Here is a 17,322-nt window from a genome sequence, read left to right as displayed (position 1 = left end):
GGCGGCCGGCGTGGGCCGAGCCGCGGATCAGGGGGCCTGGAAACCGGCCGCGATCAGGACTGCCTCGCCCTTGTCGGAGGTGACGTAGTCCTCCCACGCCTTGCCGCCGGCGGCGTTCTTGCCGGCCTTGAGGGTGGCGATCGGGTAGTCGTTGATGGCCTTCGCCGACTCGGGGAACTCGATACCCGTCACCTTGTCGCCCGCGGCCTTCGCGTCCGTGCGGTAGACCAGCGCCGCGTCGACCTCACCGAGGGTGACCTTCGACAGGGCGGACTTGACGTCCTGCTCGAGGGTGACGGGGGTCAACTGCGTCCCGGCCNCGGCCAGCGCCTTCTTCGCCGCCGCGCCGCAGGGCACCTGCTCGGCGCACAGCGCGACCTTCACGCCCGGCTTCACCAGGTCGGGCAGGTCCTTGATGCCCTTCGGGTTGGCCTTCGGCACGGCGATGACGAGCTGGTTGCGGACGAAGACCTTCGGCGCCGAGGAGTTCTCCCCGGCGTCGGTGACGGTCTTCATCGTGGCCGGGCTCGCCGCGGCGAACACGTCCGCGGGCGCGCCGGAGGTGATCTGCTGGGCCAGCGCGGAACTGCCCGCGAAGGAGAACTTCACGGTGGACCCCGGGTTGGCGGCCTCGAACTGCTTGCCGAGCGTCGTGAACGTCCCGGTCAGCGACGCCGCGGCGAACACCGTGACCGTGCCCGTCACACCGCTGGAGGCACTGGTGGTGGCGGGCGCCGGCGTGGCGGCCGTGCCTCCGTCGCTCCCGCTGCTGCCACACCCGGCGGCGAGCAGACCGGCGCTGGCCACGACCGCCAGCGCCGTCTTCACCCTGCGAAATCTCACGAATCCCCGTTCCTACGCACCACGGTCGGTCGCCGGCGCCATCGCGCGCACGGTCGACCGCCCCCTACGAACATCCACTGTTGGCTGTGCGGTCGGGCGCCTCGATGTCACTCATCGTCACCGAACCGACCTATGGCGACGTCGTCGTCGCCGCGAGCGTCGAGCCGCGCGGAGTACTCCGACGGCGACGGCACCCGCTCGCACCTGCGGATGCCGCTGGTAGGCGATGCCGCAGATGCGAAACTGGATGCATGATAGTGCCGCTTGTACGTTACGACCAGGTGGGGGTGCCTCAAATCCTTCCGCAACTGCGGTCCGGCTCCGGCCGGATCCAGCGCGCGCCGGCGCCTGCGCCCCGGGCGGGCCGGCAGTGAGCTGAGCCCGTCACAGCGGGCTGTGTCCTACGGGAGGCAGGGGCTGTCGTGGCCNGTGACCACGCGCAGCGCGACGAGCGGAACGTCCAGCGTGAGCACGATGCCGATGGCGGTCACGTCGTAGTCGAGGACCCAGGTGGCCGAGGCCTCGGCGACGCCGGCGGGCACGCAGTGCCCGTCCTGCCAGCGCACGCCATCAGCATGATCGGGATGATCGTGCGCGCGAATAGTCACAGAAGCGAGCAAAATGGTCACGCTATGACGGCCGGCCGGGCGCTCATCTGCCGGGCGGTGGTCAGCCGGGCGGTGGTCAGCCGGGCCCCGACGCGCGCACGGCCCGCCCCCTGGTGGGGTGCGGGCCGTGGACGCTGCAGCGAGCGGGCGAGCGGGCGAGCGGGCGAGCGGCCGAGCCGCGTGCGCGGACCCGGGGCGCGGGCGAGCTCAGGGCAGGGCGTGGAAGGTGCGGTCGTGGTAGATCAGCGGCGCCGCGGCGGGGTCGGTCGCGGCCTCCAGGACCTGGCCGACGATGAGGAAGTGGTCGCCGGCCTCGATCGGCGGGCGGGTGGCGCAGCGCAGCCAGGCCCGGCCGCCGTCGAGCAGCGGCTCCCCGGTGGGCAGCGCGGTCCAGCGGGTCGGCTCGGCGAACCGGTCGATGCCACTGCGGGCGAAGCGGCGGGCGACCTCCTCCTGCTCCGAGGAGAGCAGGTTGACGACGAACGTCTCGGCGGTGCGCAGGTGCGGCCAGGCCGACGCGCTCGACGAGATCGCGAAGACGACCATCGGGGGCTCGGCGGACAGCGACGCCAGCGAGGTCGCGGTGAAGCCGACCGGTCCCACGCCGGCGTCCGTCGTGATGACGGCGACGCCCGCCGGGTGACCCCGGAAGACGGTCCGGAACAGGTCGCCGTCGACGGCGCGCGCCCTGGGGGCTCCCTGGGTCTGGCGAAGCGAGGCGGTCATACGGATGCTCCCGAGGTTCGAGGGGCGGACATGGTTCTGAGCGGCGGACATGGTTCTCAGTGGCGGTCGTGGGTGTTGAGCGGCGGATCGGGCTCGGCCGGTGCCATGGACCGCGTCGGTCACGCCGACGGTCGGGCCATCCGACCGATCGTCGCCGCTGCGCCGCGCCCGGTCGGCACGCTCGCCACGACTCGGACCGCGGACCGGCAGGGTCCGGCTCGTGGACGGGCCGGGCTGTCCGCCGCCGCGGGGCTGGGGAGTGGGTCGGACACGTGCTGGTCAGGGCCACCGGCGACGCGTGGCAGGCGCACGGCCGGAGGCGGACGTGTCAACGGGGGGCGAGCCACCCTGCGGGGCCGGGCGGGACGGCGACGGGGCGGGCGGAGCCGTTCGGGACGGCGCAGGTGCCGGAGGCGTTCACGACGGCGGCATCCGCGCGGGACCGGGCCGGGCCTTCCCGGCGGGTCGGTGCGGACGCTCGCGGGATGGGGTGGCCGGGGTGGGGTGACTCAGCGGCAGGGGCGACAGAGATCGCTGTTGCTGTGGCCGAAGTCGACGTGACGCCGGCGCCGCAGACGTGGCTGGTCGTCGCGACCCTCCACAGAGGCGCACGGCGATGCGCCGGCCGTAGGCCACGGAGTGAGCTGCACGCTTCCACACTAAATCCGCGCCAATGGCAGGTCAACGGGCCGATCAGGGCATCCGGACCCCGGTGTGTGGCGGGTGACCTCAACACCGGGATACGCACGGAACGCGGATGGGGACGACTATGACTTCGCTCACTGCCGGCGTGGATCTGTGCACGGTACGGCCCCGCCGATCGCCGTCCGGTCCGCGGGCGGGATGACCGGTGGCGCCCAGCTCGGCCGCTCCCGTCCCGAGGGGCGGTGGTTCACGGCACGCCCGTCATTGTGTTGCTGGTGATATTTGAGATACGGATCGGCTACCGGTCCTGCGCGCACCGCTAACACGGAGCCCGGTCGGAACGAGTGGCGGTAGCACTCCGTGTGGCAGCACGCGAGCAGGGCCGCGTGAATGCGTTCGCGGCCGACCGGAGGGGCTCGCAGCCGAAGTGGAGGGAACCCCCCGGTTGGCTCCGCGACAGCTCGGCCCTGGTAGGTTTCCGCCAGCGGAGAGGTGCTCTTCGGTGAAGGCGCGGGGGGATCNGCCCCGTCCTGACCGCAGCGTTGTCAATGCGGATCGTCCGCACTGATCCTTTGTGTTTATGCGCCACCGGGTAACGGCGGTCTGCGGGGTGCAGGCAGCCGGCCGCACATAATCCCGGATCTGCCGGTGAGAGCGGAGGAGGCGTTGGCGCGCAGCGGTCCAGATGCCGGCACGGGTAGACCTCGGCGCGGTCGAGAGGTGGCTTATGCAGGTGTGGCGGACGAGATTCACCGGGGCGGCGATCGCCGCACTCATGCTGGCTGCCTGTAGTTCCGGTGACTCGTCGGGCGGCACGAATAGCGCGACCGGCACCTGCGCCCCCGGCGTCACCGACGACTCGGTCAAGGTGGGTCTGCTCTATCCGGACACCGGNGTGATGGCGGCGCAGTTCACCGGCTTCCGGGCCGGCGTGACCGCGCGATTCGGTGCGGAGAACGCCGCCGGCGGCGTCGGCAGCCGGAAGATCGACTATGCCTGGCAGGACGACCAGTCCGACCCCCGCGGCAACCTGCAGGGCGCCTGCGAGCTGGTCGCGCAGAACGCCTTCGCCGTCGTCCAGTACTCCGCCGCCTCCCAGCAGTCCATCGACTACCTCGACACCGCGGGCGTGCCCGTGGTCGGGGTGGCCGACCAGCCCGGCTGGGGCCAGCACCAGAACACCTTCAGCGTCACCTTCGCCAGCCAGAACGGCCAGAGCACCACGACCCTCGGCGACTTCGTCCGGCAGCAGGGCGGCACCAGGGCGGCGCTGNCCATCAGCTTCCTCAGCCAGACGGCCAAGCTCTACGCCGACGGCGTCAGCGCCAGCCTGCGTCACGCCGGCATCGGCGTCGTCACCCAGGATGTCGACTCCACCAACACCGCGGACGTCGCACAGAAGATCATCGCCTCGGGTGCCGACACCATCATCGCCGCGGCCCCGCTCGACCTCTACACCGGCGTCCTGGCCGCCGCGGTCAGCGCCGGACACCCGTTCAAGGTCGCCGTCTCCGTCGTCAGCTACGACCCGCGCCTGCTCGCCCCCTACGGCCACCAGCTCGCCGGCAGCTACGCCCAACTCTCCTTCGCGNCTCTCGAACGCGACCGGCCGGTCCAGCGCCAGTTCCTCCAGGCGATGGCCACCTACTCGCCGGAGGTCTCCCCGCCGGGCCAGCAGAGTGCCATCGACGGCTGGTTGAGCGCGGACCTGTTCATCCGTGGCCTGAAAACCCAGCAGGGCTGCCCCACCCGCGACTCCTACATCAAGGGCCTGCGGGCGGTGAGCGACTACGACGCTGACGGAATGATGGTCAACAAGATCAATTTTGGAACAGACCGGGGTAAGCTCGACCTCTGCTATGACTTCGTCCGGGTTGCGAACAGCGGCGACCATTTCGAGGTCGTCAGCCCGCAGCCCCTCTGTGGGGAGCGCATCGAGACGGATCGATGAGGCCGCCGNTGCGCCGCGCCCTGCCGATGCCGATGCCGAGAGNACTCCTCCATCCCAACTCCGGGACAATCTGAGATGGATTTCTCGGTGTTGCGGATTGGTGGCTGCAACGCCCCCGCCGGCGGGATCGAGGAGACTTTTCGGCCCGGTGCCCGTGAGGATCGAACCCGCCGGAGATTCGGCTGGGTTGAGGTCACGGACAGCTTTCTCGGATACGCTGGCGCGGGTTTCGGGACCGGTCCGTCGAAGGTGTTCGCGGCGGCGGGGTCCGCGGCTCTTTCGGCGCGATGTTCCGGGGCGACGCGGTCGCGGTCCAGTGCGGTGGAGGGCCGGTACTCCGGTACTCCTGCGATCTGGATCACTTTGCCGGCGGATCGCCCCAGGTTGCGGGCCTGAGTGCCGCCGTCCAGCCGGNATCCGAGGCCTGGTGGAGTGCCGGCGAACCCCGGGCCGGATCGGCCGGTGCGGATCGTCGTCCCTGATGCGCCGGAAGTTGTCCGTCCCAAGGGTTCGTATACAGCACAATATTCATCGTCTACAGACCGTGAGCGTAGTCGGGTGGCGGGTGGCCCCGTGCCGACGCTCGGGTGAGCGTCGCTGACCCCCGACGGAGAAGGCTGGGTGGAGCCCGTTGCAAATTTCCTGAGGCGATGCCTAAGGGCGCGGATGGGAAGCGGAGAGCACCCCCCGGCTGGCTCCGGCGTGGCTCCCCCCTGATAGGTTTTCGCCGACGAAGTTCGGTGATCTTCAGTGAAGATGTCGGAGGATGGGACCTGTACTGACTGCTGTGCTGCGGTGAACAAGTCGTCCGCACTGATCTGGTAGACGTTGATGCGCTACGCGGCGGTGGCGGTTCTCGCGGCGAGTTCGCTCGCCGACCCCGATCGCGCACGTGCGGCCGGGATCGGAAATTCATCAGCGCAGAGGGGTCGGCCACGGGCTCGGGAAACCTCGGCGCGATCGAGAGGCGGATTCGACGGGTGTGGCGCACGAGGCTGGGCGTGGCGGCGATCGCTGCGGTGACAATGCTGGCGGCCTGTAGTTCCGGGGACTCGTCGGACAGCGGAAGGTCCGCGTCCGGCTCGTGCGCTCCGGGCGTGACCGACAGTGCGATCAAGGTGGGTCTGCTCTATCCGGACACCGGCGTGATGGCGGCGCAGTTCACCGGCTTCCGGGCCGGCGTGAACGCCCGCTTCAGCGCCGAGAACGCGGCCGGCGGCGTCGACGGCCGGAAGATCGACTATGCCTGGCAGGACGACCAGTCCGACCCCCGCGGCAACCTGCAGGGCGCCCGCGAGCTGGTCGCCCAGAACGCTTTCGCCGTCGTCCAGTACACCGCGGTGTCCCAGCAGTCCGTCGCCTACCTCGACAAGGCGGGCGTGCCGGTGATCGGCGCCGCCGACCAGCCCGGCTGGGCGGCGCACCGCAACACCTTCACCGTCACCCTGACGAGCCAGACGGGCCAGAGCACGACGACGATCGGCGACTTCGTCCGCCAGCAGGGCGGCACCAAGGCCGCGGTGGTCGTCAGCTTCCTCAGCGAGACCGCCAAGCTCTACGCGGACGGAGTGACGAAGAGCCTGCAGCACGCGGGCATCGACGCGGTCACCCAGGACGTCGACGGCACCAACGCCGCCGACGTCGCCCGCAAGATCATCTCCTCCGGGGTCGACACGATCATCGCCGCGGCGCCGCTCGACCTCTACACCGGTGTCCTGGACGCCGCCGTCGGCGCCGGGCACCCGTTCAAGGTCGCCGTGTCCGCCGTCAGTTATGACCCGCGCCTGCTCGCCCCCTACGGGCGGCAGCTCGCCGGCACCTACGCGTCGCTCTCCTACGCCGCGTTGGAGCGCAACCGGCCGGTCCAGCGCCGGTTCCTGCAGGNGATNGCGGACTACTCCCCGGAGGTCTCCCNGCCCGGCCAGCAGAGCACCATCATCGGCTGGCTGAGCGCGGACCTGTTTATCCGTGGACTGAAGACTCAGCACGGCTGTCCTACCCGCGAGTCCTACATGAAGGGCCTGCGTGGGGTGACCGACTACGATGCCGACGGGATGCTGGTCAATAAGATCAATTACGCCACCGATCAGGGCCAGCTCGATCCGTGCTTCGACTTCGTCCGGGTCGCCGGAAGCGGTGACCATTTCGAGGTCGTGACCCCACAGCCACTCTGTGGCCAACNCTTCGACACCGGCCAGTGATGCGGGAAGTCGGGCCCGCGCGTTGATGTGATAGAAGGACATTACGGCGGGGCGTAGGCGAAGATATGGGCCGGCCATCCGATCCGGATGGTGTGGTCTGGCGGGAGCGCAGGCGTCACAGTGACGACCGGCGGTGTCGAGAACTATCCGACCGGTTCTCGGTGAGGATCGAACTCGCTAGAGTTCGGACTGGGGTGATGCTGTGGGCAGCTTTCTCGGATACGCCGTCATCAGTCTTGGGGCCGGCGCACTGTATGCCTTTGTGGCGGCGGGTCTGCTGCTGATCCACCGGGGTTCGGGAGTGCTGAACCTCGGGCAGGGCGCGCTGGTGATGTTCGCGGCCTATCTGTTCCACGAGGCCGGTGACGGGTGGGGGCTGCCGACCGCGCTTGCCGCTGCCGTCGTCGTCGTGCTCACCGGGGCGGTCGCGCTGCTGTTTCACGTGGCCGTGCTGCGGCCGATGCGCCATGCCGCGCCGCTCAACCGGGTCGTTGCCACCCTGGGCCTGCTCATCGTCCTGCAGGCCGCGGTGGTGCTGGCCTTCGGCGGGCAGAGCCGCTCGGTGCCGTCGTTCCTGCCGCAGTCCGTCGTCGAGGTGTTCGGCAAGCCCGTCGGGGTGCACGTCTTCGTCCGCCTCGGTGTCGTCATCGCCCTGGTCGCGGCGCTGTGGGCGTTCTTCCGGTACACCACCGCCGGGGCGGTCACCACCGCCGTCGCCGAGGGGCCGGCCGCGGCGGCGACGCTCGGCTGGTCGGCCGACGCGGTCGCCGGGGCCTGCTGGTTCGGTGGCGGGGTGCTCGCCGGCCTCGCCGGTGTCCTGCTCGCCCCGCTGCAGAACCCGCTGTCGTCGACGAGCCTGGTCCTGCTGGTCGTTCCCGCGCTGGCGGTGGCGCTCGCCGCCGGGTTCCGCTCGTTCCCGCTCGCGCTCGTCGGCGGGCTGCTGCTGGCGCTGGTCGAACTCCAGCTCCAGGTGCACCTGACCGGCCCGCACGACTGGGCGCAGGGCCTCGACAGCGCCCTGCCGGTCGTCGTCATCATCGTGCTGCTCGTCGTGCGGGGCAGCAACATTCCCGACCGCGCCCACCAGGCCGAGGACCGCCCGCCGCTCGGCTCCGGAGCGATCAACCTCCCGGTGCTGGTCGGCGGGTTCGCCCTGCTGGTGGCGCTCGTCTGGCTGGTGCTGCCCGATCCGTGGGTCAACGCGGTCGCCCTCCAGGCCGGGTACGCGCTGATCCTGCTGTCGCTGGTGGTCCTCGTCGGCTACGCCGGCCAGCTCTCGCTGGCCCAGAGCGCGCTGGCCGGGATCGCCGCGCTGGTCGCGGGGCGCCTGGTGGCGGCCGAGGGCTGGCCGTTCGCCGCCGCCCTGGTGATCGGCGTGCTGGCCACCACCGCCGTCGGCGTGCTGTTCGCCCTGCCGGCGCTGCGCACCCGCGGCCTGCAGCTCGCCGTGGTCACTCTGGGCCTCGGTGTCACCGTCAGCGCGATCCTGTTCCAGCGCGGCTACTCCTCACCTCCCGCGGACGGCCAGAGCTCCTCGATCTTCGGGGACGTGCTCGACCAGCAGGGCACCGTCGTCGCCACCGCCGACGCCCCGCTGCACTTCCTCGGCATCCCGGTCGACCGCACCGACGATCCGCGCGCCTACGCCACCCTGGCGCTGATCCTGCTGCTGCTCGCGGGGCTCGCGGTGTCCGCGGTGCGCCGCGGCCGGGCCGGGCGGCGGCTCATCGCGGTGCGCACCAACGAACGGGCGGCGGCGTCGCTGGGCATCAGCGTGTTCGCGGCGAAGATCTACGCCTTCGCGCTGTCCGCGGCCATCGCCGGGCTCGGGGGGGTGCTGCTCGCCTTCGCCAACCGCAACATCAGCTATGACGACGGGAACTTCCTGCCGTTCACCGGCATCCTCGTCGTCGCCTACGCCGTCGTCGGCGGCGTCGGCTACATCAGCGGCGCCGGGATCGGCGCCCTGCTCGCGCCGGGCACCCTCGGTCAGCAGCTCGCCGGCTGGCTGTCCGACCGCTTCGGCGGCTCCACCGCGCTGCCGCGCACCGTCGGCGCCGTGCTCGCCGGCCTGTTCGGGTACGGGCTCGGCGGGCTCGCCCGCGGCCAGGTCGACCGGTCCCGGCGCGCCGGCGCGGCCCGGTGGGCGCGCTGGCTGCCGGCCGGCGCCCTGGTCGTCCTCGCGGTGCTGGGCGTACTGTTCGGCGACCGGCTCACCGACTGGCTGCGCGAGATCGACCGCTACCTGCCGCTGATCGGCGGGATCATCCTGCTGCTGGTGCTGATCCGTTCCGGGGGCACGGGGCTCGCCGGCGGCCTGGCCGGCCGGGCCCGTCTGCCGCTGCCCGCCCCCGTCGCCGCTCGGCTGGGCCGCCCCGACACCGCGTTCGCCGGCCCTGCCCCGGCGCCGGTCACCGTCGTCGAGGCGCCGACCGAGGCTGTGACGACCGGAGCTGTGACGACCGGAGCTGTGACGACCGAGGCTGTGACGACCGGGGCCGTCGTCCCGGCCGCCGCGGACGTGGCCCCGCCGCCGGAAGCCGAGGCCACGCGAGAGGTGTTGCGGGTGCGGCCGGCGACGCTGACCGTCGAGGGCATCACGGTGCGCTGGGGCGGCGTCGTCGCCGTGGACAGCGTCGGGTTCGAGGTGGCGCCGGGCACCGTCGTCGGGCTCATCGGGCCCAACGGCNCAGGCAAGACGACGATCGTCGACGCCATCACCGGGTACGCGGCGACGGCGGCGGGCACGGTCCGGGTGGGCGACACCAGCCTGGACGGGCTACGGGCGCATCGCCGGGTGCGGGCAGGGGTGAGCCGGTCGTTCCAGAACCTCGAACTGTTCGAGGACCTCACCGTCGCGGAGAACCTGCGCGCCGCCAGCGACCCGCGCGACCTCGCCGCCTACATCACCGGCCTGGTCTGGCCGGGCAACCGCCCGCTGAGTGCACCCGCCCAGGCCGCGGTCCGCGAGTTCGGCCTGGCCGACGCGCTGGACACCCAGGTGTCGGCGCTGTCCTACGGGCGCCGCCGGCTGGTGGCGATCGCCCGCGCCGTCGCGACCGCGCCGTCCGTGCTGCTGCTCGACGAGCCGGCGGCCGGTCTGGACGAGCACGAGAGCGCCGAGCTCGCCGCCCTCGTACGCCGCCTGGCGGACGAGTGGGGAATCGCCGTCCTGCTCATCGAGCACGACATGCCGTTCGTCATGGGAGTCTGCGACCGCCTGGTGGTCCTCGAGTTCGGCCGCAGGATCGCCGAGGGCGCGCCGGCGGACATCCAGGCCGATCCCGCCGTCATCGCCGCCTACCTCGGCCGCCCCGACGAGCCGACCGCGGACGGCGCCGCCGACGACCAGGCGGGCAGCGCCACCGAGACCGCCCCGGCTGATGATCCGCCGGCGGCGGTGGATCAGGCTGCCGCAGCGGAGTCGTCGGCGCCGGCGGTCGAGCCGGTGGTCGAGGAGTCGTCGGCGCCGGCGGACGAGCCTGTCGTCGAGGAGCCGCCGGCGGTGGCGGCTGAGGCTGTCGCGGCGAACGAGCCTGCGGTCGCGGAGACTCCTGCCGTCGCGGACGAGGCTGTCCTCGCGGATGAGGCGGTCCCCGTGGATGAGGCCGCCGCGCAGGGCGAGGGGGCCGCCGCGGACGGAGTGGGCGCCGGCGGTACCGAGGAGGAGATCGTCGTGGCCCAGGCCAGCGCACCGGAGCAGACGGCCGGCGATGGTGCCGGACCCGACCAGACGGCCGGCGATGGCGCCGGACCCGACCAGACGGCCGGCGATGGTGCCGGACCGGAGCAGACGGCCGGCGACGAGAACGGCTCGGCCGGCGACGCGGCGGTCGGGGACGGGAAGGACGGTGCGGCGCTGGCCGCGCCGGTCGGTGAGGCGGCGGCGGCGCCGCCCGTGGCTGGAGGTGCCAGGTGAGCGTCGTCGGATGCCGCCAGCTTGCCGTCGGGTACGGCGCCGGGCCTGTCGTGGTCGGTCTCGACCTCGAGGTGGCCCGCGGGGAGGTGGTGGCGTTGCTCGGGCCGAACGGCGCCGGCAAGACCACCACGCTGATGGCGCTGGCCGGCGCCCTGACCCCCGACGAGGGGATCGTCACCTGGCAGGGGGAGGCGACCACGGCGCCGCTGCACCGGCGGGCCCGGCAGGGCCTCGGCGTGGTGCTCGAGGAACGGGCCGTCACCCCGTCGCTGACCGTCCGCCAGAACCTGCGCATCGGCGGCGTGGATCCGTTGGCCGCGCTGGCCGACTTCCCCGAGCTCACCGAGCATCTCGACCGCCGTGCCGGTCTGCTCTCCGGCGGCCAGCAGCAGTTGCTCACCCTGGCCCGGGTGCTGGCCCGCCGGCCGGTGGCGCTGCTCGCCGACGAGCTCTCGCTCGGCCTCGCGCCGCAGGTGGTGGCCCGTCTGCTGGGCGCCATCCGCGCCGCCGCCGACGACGGGCTCGCCGTGCTGCTCGTCGAGCAACACGTCCGCGCGGCGCTGCGCGTCGCGGACCGGGCCGTGGTGCTCAGCCGCGGGCGGGTTCGCTGGTCGGGACCGGCCGCCCAGGCCCGCGCGGACCCGGCGCTCGTCGAACAGAGCTATCTCACCTGACCGCCTGACCGCCCCCGTCCGTGCCCCGGACGGAACGTCTCACCGATCCTGGAGGAACACGCATATGCCAGACGACACCGCGGGCGCGGCGGCGCCCGCCGACGGCGGCCACGGCCTGCGAGCCGCGACGCTGGACTGGGTCGAGTTCGAACGCCAGCGCGCCGAGGACCCGCGGGCCTACTTCTCCCGGCTGCGGGAGAAGTGCCCGGTGGACTACGACGAGGGACACGATGGCTGGATCCAGATCCTGCGCCGGTCCGACATCGACGAGGTCCTGCGCAATCCNGAGGTGTTCTCCAACCTCATCCCCGAACTGATGAGCAGCCCGCTGCCCGCCATCCCGATGGGCGTCGACCCGCCCGACCACGCCAAGTACCGGCGCATCCTCGACCCGCTGTTCTCTCCGCGGCGGATGGCCGTGCTGGAGGCCGAGGTCGTGGCGAACACGGTCGCCACGATCGAGAGCTTCCTCGACCGCGGCGCCTGCGACTTCGCCACCGACCTCGCCGTCCCGCTGCCCTGCTCGGTGTTCCTCACCCTGTTCGGGCTGCCGCAGTCCGAGCTGCNGGCCCTGCTGCACATGAAGGACGCGATCATCCGTCCGGAGTCGCTCACCGACGACCCCGACGAGAGGGTGCGGATCCAGACCGAGGCCGGCACGCAGGCGTTCACCCTGTTCGGGACGGTCCTCGCGCAGCGGCGCGCCGAGCCCCGGGACGATCTCATCACCGAGCTGCTCAAGGCTGAGATCGAGGGCCGGCCGCTGACCGAGCCGGAGCTGCTCGGGATCTGCTTCATGCTCATGATGGCCGGGCTGGACACCGTCACCATCAGCCTCACCTGCATTCTTGCCTACCTGCTGGAGCATCCCGAGGCGCGGCGCGCGATCGTCGCCGACCCGGAGAAGATCCCGACCGTCGTCGAGGAGCTGCTGCGCTGGGAGACCCCGGTGATAGCCGTCCCGCGGATCACCACCCGCGACACCGAGATCGCCGGCTGCCCGATCAAGAAGGGCGAGATGGTCCACGTGATGCTGGCCTCGGGCAACCTCGACCCGGACGCGGACCCGCGGGCCGGCGTCGTCGACCTCGACCGCGCCGACAAGCGGCACCTGGCCTTCGGCGGCGGGCCGCACCGCTGCCTGGGCTCCCACCTGGCCCGGATGGAGCTGCGCACCGTGCTGCGCGAGTGGCACCGACTCATCCCCGAGTACTCCCTGGCGCCGGGGGCGAGCATCACCTGGAACGGCCACACGCTGCGCGGCCTGGACTCGCTGGCGCTGACCTGGCCGACGGATGCGGGGCAGGCATGAGGCTCACGATCGACACCGCCCGCTGCCAGGGGCACGGGCGGTGTTACGACCTCGCCCCGGAGCTGTTCACCGACGACGACAGCGGCTACGGCGAGGTGACCGTTGCGGACGTGCCGGCCGACCGGGTGGAACTGGCCCGGCGGGCGGCGGAGGCCTGCCCGGAGCGGGCCGTGCTGCTCGACGGGGTGTAGAGCGTCCCGGCGGGATGTAGAGCGTCCCGGCCGCGGCGGCCGGCCGGCCCCGCGGGGGGCCGGCCGGCGGGACGGTGGCGGTCGGGTGGAGGAACGGCGGCGAGTTGAGAGTGGGTTCGGGCGAGAGATGATGAGGAAGACGATGCGGTCCAGAAGCGCGATGGCGGCGCTGGCGGTGGGGGCCACGCTGGCCCTGGCCGCGTGTGGTTCGTCCGGAACGACGGGGGAGTCGTCGCCGGCCACGGACGGCCCGAAGGCCAGCCCGGTGAAGCTGCTGTCCATCGTGCCGCTGACGACGCCGACGACGAACTTCCCGGAGCAGGCCGGAGCGGCGAAGGCCGCCGTGCGCGCGCTGAACAAGCGCGGCGGCATCAACGGCCATCCCGTGCAGATCGACGTGTGCGACTCGAAGAACGACCAGGCGGCGGGCGAGGCCTGCGCCCAGAAGGCGGTGAGCGGCAAGTACCTCGCCGTCGTCTCCGCCTTCAGCACCGCGGGCGGCATCAACGCCATCCTGGAGAAGGCCGGAATCCCCAGCATCGGCAGCTCGGGCATCGCCGGCGACGGCTCGGACCTCACCTCGAAGATCAGCTTCGTCTACCAGCCGGCGTCGACGTACTACGAGGCCGTCTGCGCGCCGCTGCTCAAGAACACCGCCAAGATCAGCAAGATGGGGGTCGTCAACTACGACATCGCCGCGGCCTCCCGCCTCGGGGCGCTGGCCGGGCTCGGCGGCAAGTCCGCCGGGGTCGGCACCCAGGAGATCAAGGTGCCGGTGACGACGAGCGACTACGCTCCGGTCGCGGCCCGGATCACCGACGCCGGCGCGCAGGGCGTCACGATGGGCCTGGCCGAGGCCAGCGCGATCGGCCTCATCCAGGCCGGCGGGGACAAGCTGAACTACTGCAACGCCGCGGGCACCATCTCGGACGCGAACCTGGTCAAGCTCGGGCCCGCGGCGAAGAACTTCTACGCCGTCGGCGCCTTCCCGCTGTTCAACCAGAGCGCGAAATACCCGGAGCTGACCCGGCTGCAGTCCGAGCTCGACGCGGACTTCGCCNCCGGCGACAAGGACNCGGCGAAGAACCTGCGCCACTCCACCTCCACCATCGGCGGCTGGCTGGCGGTCCAGATCGTCGAACAGGTCGGCAAGAAGGTCACCGGTGACCTCACCGCCAAGTCCCTGCTGGCGCAGCTCAACCAGACCAAGGGCCTGGACCTGCAGCTCGTCCCGCCGTTGGACTTCACCAAGACCAACCCGGTCCCCGGCCTGACCCGGCTGTTCAACAACACCCTGCTGGGCCAGCGCTGGGACTCGACGAAGAAGACCTTCCTCGCCACCGGCACGTCCTACGACGGCCAGAAGATCCTGACCGCCGGCGCGAAGTGACCCCGTCGGGTCCCGTCCGCGGGACCCGACGCTAGCCGGCCCCGGCCGGCAAGCCCTGGGCCGGGCCGGCTCCCGAAATGGGGGTCGGCCCGGCCCAGGGCGTTCCCGGCACCTCCCGGCACCTCCCGGCACCTCCCGGCACCTCCCGGCACCTCCCGGCACCTCCCGGCTGGGACCCCGGCGATCGGGGACCTGTCAGTTGGGCCGGCTACCAGTGCGGCGGCATTGCGGTGCGATGCGCACGATCCCCGGGCTCAGACCGTGCAAAACGCACCGCGACCTGCCCGCCCGGCTTCGGACTCACTCCTCTGNCTTTTCCGGTCAGAACGCGGCCAGATCGTGCCGAGGCTTAGGTACGGTTTTCGGGCTGAAAAGTGGCACAAGCCCTCGGCGCGATTCCGTGCACAGACAGGCACAGGCAGACACGGGCAGGCGCGAAGGCGCTTTCGTCTGCGAGCACCGGTCCCGAGTCGGACGCCTGGTGTTCCGCGGAACCGCGCCGTGCTGCCGGGCACGACCTCGACTTCCACGATCTTGCCCTCACCTGCACACCTCGACGGTGAGGATCAGGGAACGCGACAGGCCCCCACGGTCACAACCACATACGCGGACTAGGNCACCGTCGTGGCGGCCGGCGGCTGCGGGTCGGGCACGCCGTGGGCGAGCAGGAAGGTGCGCACGCCGGCCTCCACGGCGCGGCGCACGACGTCGTCCGCNGCCGGGCGGGTGCCGTTCTCGGTCAGCTCGGGGATCTGCGCGTTGATCAGTGCGAAGAACTGGCGGGCGGCGAGCGCCGGGTCGGCGACCTGCAGCAGCCCGGCGTTGCCGAGCATCGCCAGGCGTCCGGTGAGCGCGTCGAGGATCGGGTCGCCGGCCTTCTCCCGCACCGTGCGGTAGATCTCGGGATCGCGGACCGACTCGGCGGCGATCGTGCGGTACAGGAACATCGAGCAGGTGCTGCGCTGGCACTCCACCAGCGCTACGCCCACCTCGAACAGGCTCGCCTGCCAGCGCTCGGGGGAGACGTCCAGGGCCTGCAGCACCCGCAGCGCGTCACCGTTCTGCTCGACGGCGGAGTCGGCGACCGACTCGCGGAACAGGTTCTCCTTGCCGCCGAAGTAGCTGTAGATGGTCGGCTTGGACACCCCGGCCGCGGTGGCGATCGCGTCCACGCTCGCCCGCTCGTACCCCTGCGTGCCGAAGATCGGTGCTGCGGCGTCGAGGATGGCCCGGCGCTTGTCGATCCCGCGCTGCCGTCCCNCCATCGGGCCCCACCCTCACCTCTGCGCCGCCGCTGCCGTCCTTACTGTAGGCCCTCCTGTCCTTACTAAACCGTGTAGTTTAATCTGGTCTCATGAGCGTAAAGGAAGCCTCCGGGGAGCCCGCCGCCACGGCGCCCGACCCGGCAGCCGTCCCCGCGGCCAGCCCGACGCCGGCATCCGGGTCGGGGGTGCGCACCGGCCCGGCCCTGGTCGCGCTCGCCGGCGCGGCGCTGCTCGCCGTGCTCGACGGCACCGTCGTCGCGGTGGCCCTCGCCCCGCTGGCCGACGCCTTCTCCGCCCCGCTGACCACCGTCGTGTGGGTGACGATCGCCTACCTGCTCGCCGCGGCGACGGCGCTGCCGCTGCTGGGCTGGGCGAGCGCCCGCTTCGGCGGGCGCGCGGTGTTCCTCGCCGGTCTCGGCCTGTTCCTGCTCGGCTCGCTGCTGTGCACGCTGGCCCGCTCGCCGGGGATGCTCATCGGCTTCCGGGTGCTCCAGGGATTCGGCGGCGGGCTGCTCGAACCGAGCGCGATGACCCTGTCCGCGGCGCTGGCCACCCGGGAGTCGATGGGGCGGGCGCTCGGCGTGATGTCCACGGTCGTCAACGTCGCGCCCGCGGCCGGCCCGATCCTCGGTGGTCTGCTGCTGGAGACCGGCCACTGGCAGTGGCTGTTCGCGGTCAACTTCCCGCTCGGGCTGCTGGTCGGCGCCGCCACCCTGGCCTACGTCCCCGCCCGCCGGCCCGACCCCGCCCCGACCCGCCCCGGCGCCGACCTACGCGGCCTGGTCCTGCTCACCGCGGGTTACCTCGGCGTGCTGTTCGCGGTCAACCGGGCCGGCGCGCACCCCGGCGACTGGCCGGTCCTCGCCGCCGCGGCGGGGGGGATCGTCCTGCTCGCCGCCTACGTCCGCCACGCGTTCACCACGACCGCCACCCCCGCCCTCGACCTGCGGCTGCTGCGCCGGCCCGGATTCGCCGCGAGCATCGCCGTGATGAGCCTGGTCGGACTGGTCATGTACGGGCAGACCACGGCACTGCCGGTGGTCGGCCTCGACCAGCACGGCCTGCACGGCCTCGACCAGGGGCTGCTGGTCTGCGCCCTCGGGCTGGGGCTGCTCGTGTCGATGACGACCGGCGGGCGGATCAGCGACCGCCTCGGCGCGCGCTCCCTCGTACGTGCCGGCGCCGGCGCCACCACCGTGCTGCTGGCCACCTTCGCGGCGACCGCCGAGCACATCCCGCTCGCCGCCGCGTGCGCGCTGTTCGTCGCCGTCGGGCTGAGCTTCGGCCTCACCGCCTCACCGACCGTGGCCAGCCTGTACCGCACGCTGCCGCCGGTCGAGCAGCCGCAGGGCACCACCTCGATCTTCATGGCGGTGCAGCTCGCCGCGTCGCTGGGCGTCGCCCTGCTGAGCCTGCTGCAGTCGCGCGCCGGCACCGACTGGGTGACGCCCCTGTTCGCCCTGTTCGCCGCGGCCGCCGCCGGCATCGGCCTGCTCGCCGGCCGGCTGCCCGGCCGGCCCGGCTGACCCGCCCGTCCCGCCGGGCCAGTCCGTCATCGGCGAGCCGGCGGAGTCCACATCGCCGTCACATCCGGCGG

The 17,322-nt window shown here is 72.3% G+C and carries 9 protein-coding genes and 10 pseudogenes; 14 read left to right on the top strand and 5 right to left on the bottom strand.

Going from position 1 to position 17,322, the window contains the following annotated elements; all coding sequences use genetic code 11:
* Positions 1–27: 27 nt before the first annotated feature.
* The 3 genes and pseudogenes from FF86_RS37885 to FF86_RS01485 form a co-directional block, all read right to left on the bottom strand.
* Positions 28–319: pseudogene (locus FF86_RS37885) on the bottom strand (extracellular solute-binding protein); the annotation flags it as partial.
* A 1-nt stretch (position 320) separates the two neighbouring features.
* Positions 321–843, bottom strand: a 523-nt coding sequence (gene modA, locus FF86_RS37880) for a molybdate ABC transporter substrate-binding protein (RefSeq protein WP_396229722.1), incomplete at its 3' end; no start/stop codon positions are given.
* An 815-nt stretch (positions 844–1,658) separates the two neighbouring features.
* A complete protein-coding gene (locus FF86_RS01485; protein ID WP_044883094.1) occupies positions 1,659–2,177 on the bottom strand; it encodes a flavin reductase family protein in 519 nt (172 codons plus the stop codon).
* Positions 2,178–3,507: 1,330 nt separating this feature from the next.
* On the opposite strand from FF86_RS01485, the pseudogene FF86_RS63905 reads away from it, so the two are divergent.
* From FF86_RS63905 to FF86_RS37840, 13 genes and pseudogenes are all read left to right on the top strand, one after another.
* Positions 3,508–3,716, top strand: a pseudogene (locus tag FF86_RS63905) (hypothetical protein); the annotation flags it as partial.
* A gap of 1 nt (position 3,717) precedes the next feature.
* A pseudogene (locus FF86_RS37875) lies at positions 3,718–4,095 on the top strand (ABC transporter substrate-binding protein); the annotation flags it as partial.
* A gap of 1 nt (position 4,096) precedes the next feature.
* Positions 4,097–4,413, top strand: a pseudogene (locus FF86_RS37870) (ABC transporter substrate-binding protein); the annotation flags it as partial.
* Position 4,414: 1 nt separating this feature from the next.
* The coding region (locus FF86_RS37865; protein ID WP_242417956.1) for an ABC transporter substrate-binding protein at positions 4,415–4,773 on the top strand (359 nt) is incomplete at its 5' end.
* Between the two features lie 1,025 nt (positions 4,774–5,798).
* Positions 5,799–6,657 (top strand): annotated as a pseudogene (locus tag FF86_RS01475) (ABC transporter substrate-binding protein); the annotation flags it as partial.
* Positions 6,658–6,688: 31 nt separating this feature from the next.
* Positions 6,689–6,954: pseudogene (locus FF86_RS37855) on the top strand (branched-chain amino acid ABC transporter substrate-binding protein); the annotation flags it as partial.
* A gap of 222 nt (positions 6,955–7,176) precedes the next feature.
* Positions 7,177–9,663 (top strand): annotated as a pseudogene (locus FF86_RS01470) (ABC transporter); the annotation flags it as partial.
* A gap of 501 nt (positions 9,664–10,164) precedes the next feature.
* Entirely contained in the window at positions 10,165–10,893 is a 729-nt protein-coding gene (locus FF86_RS64760; RefSeq protein ID WP_396229730.1) for a hypothetical protein, read from the top strand.
* The gene (locus tag FF86_RS01465; RefSeq protein WP_044883097.1) at positions 10,890–11,567 is read left to right on the top strand and encodes an ABC transporter ATP-binding protein; all 678 of its coding nucleotides are present in this window, start codon (positions 10,890–10,892) and stop codon (positions 11,565–11,567) included. The genes FF86_RS64760 and FF86_RS01465 overlap by 4 nt, the downstream gene beginning before the upstream one ends.
* A gap of 580 nt (positions 11,568–12,147) precedes the next feature.
* Positions 12,148–12,879 carry a cytochrome P450 gene (locus tag FF86_RS37850; protein ID WP_242417993.1) on the top strand — a complete coding sequence of 244 codons (732 nt, stop codon included), beginning with the start codon at positions 12,148–12,150 and terminating at the stop codon, positions 12,877–12,879.
* Positions 12,876–13,070 (top strand): ferredoxin, encoded by a 195-nt coding sequence (locus FF86_RS01455; protein ID WP_011604962.1) that lies wholly within the window; start codon positions 12,876–12,878, stop codon positions 13,068–13,070. The genes FF86_RS37850 and FF86_RS01455 overlap by 4 nt, the downstream gene beginning before the upstream one ends.
* A gap of 127 nt (positions 13,071–13,197) precedes the next feature.
* A pseudogene (locus FF86_RS01450) lies at positions 13,198–14,130 on the top strand (ABC transporter substrate-binding protein); the annotation flags it as partial.
* A gap of 16 nt (positions 14,131–14,146) precedes the next feature.
* Positions 14,147–14,460 (top strand): annotated as a pseudogene (locus FF86_RS37840) (branched-chain amino acid ABC transporter substrate-binding protein); the annotation flags it as partial.
* 617 nt (positions 14,461–15,077) lie between these two features.
* Here the strand turns inward: FF86_RS37840 and FF86_RS61685 are convergent.
* Positions 15,078–15,176 (bottom strand): annotated as a pseudogene (locus FF86_RS61685) (TetR/AcrR family transcriptional regulator); the annotation flags it as partial.
* A 1-nt stretch (position 15,177) separates the two neighbouring features.
* Positions 15,178–15,686, bottom strand: a 509-nt coding sequence (locus FF86_RS01445; protein ID WP_255355675.1) for a TetR/AcrR family transcriptional regulator, incomplete at its 3' end; no start/stop codon positions are given.
* A 128-nt stretch (positions 15,687–15,814) separates the two neighbouring features.
* Here FF86_RS01445 and FF86_RS01440 point away from each other — a divergent pair.
* A complete protein-coding gene (locus FF86_RS01440; RefSeq protein ID WP_236705901.1) occupies positions 15,815–17,251 on the top strand; it encodes an MFS transporter in 1,437 nt (478 codons plus the stop codon).
* Positions 17,252–17,322: the final 71 nt, after the last annotated feature.

The organism is Frankia sp. CpI1-P (assembly GCF_001421075.1).
In the GTDB taxonomy this organism is placed as follows: Bacteria; Actinomycetota; Actinomycetes; order Frankiales; family Frankiaceae; genus Frankia; species Frankia torreyi.
This window is presented reverse-complemented; position numbering and strand designations above follow the sequence as displayed.

Coding starts and splice junctions, on each gene's coding strand:
- FF86_RS37850 (WP_242417993.1), top strand. CDS start 12,148: ATGAAGGACGCGATCATCCGTCCGGAGTCGCTCACCGACGACCCCGAC.
- FF86_RS01440 (WP_236705901.1), top strand. CDS start 15,815: ATGAGCGTAAAGGAAGCCTCCGGGGAGCCCGCCGCCACGGCGCCCGAC.
- FF86_RS01455 (WP_011604962.1), top strand. CDS start 12,876: ATGAGGCTCACGATCGACACCGCCCGCTGCCAGGGGCACGGGCGGTGT.
- FF86_RS64760 (WP_396229730.1), top strand. CDS start 10,165: ATGCCGTTCGTCATGGGAGTCTGCGACCGCCTGGTGGTCCTCGAGTTC.
- FF86_RS01485 (WP_044883094.1), bottom strand. CDS start 2,177: ATGACCGCCTCGCTTCGCCAGACCCAGGGAGCCCCCAGGGCGCGCGCC.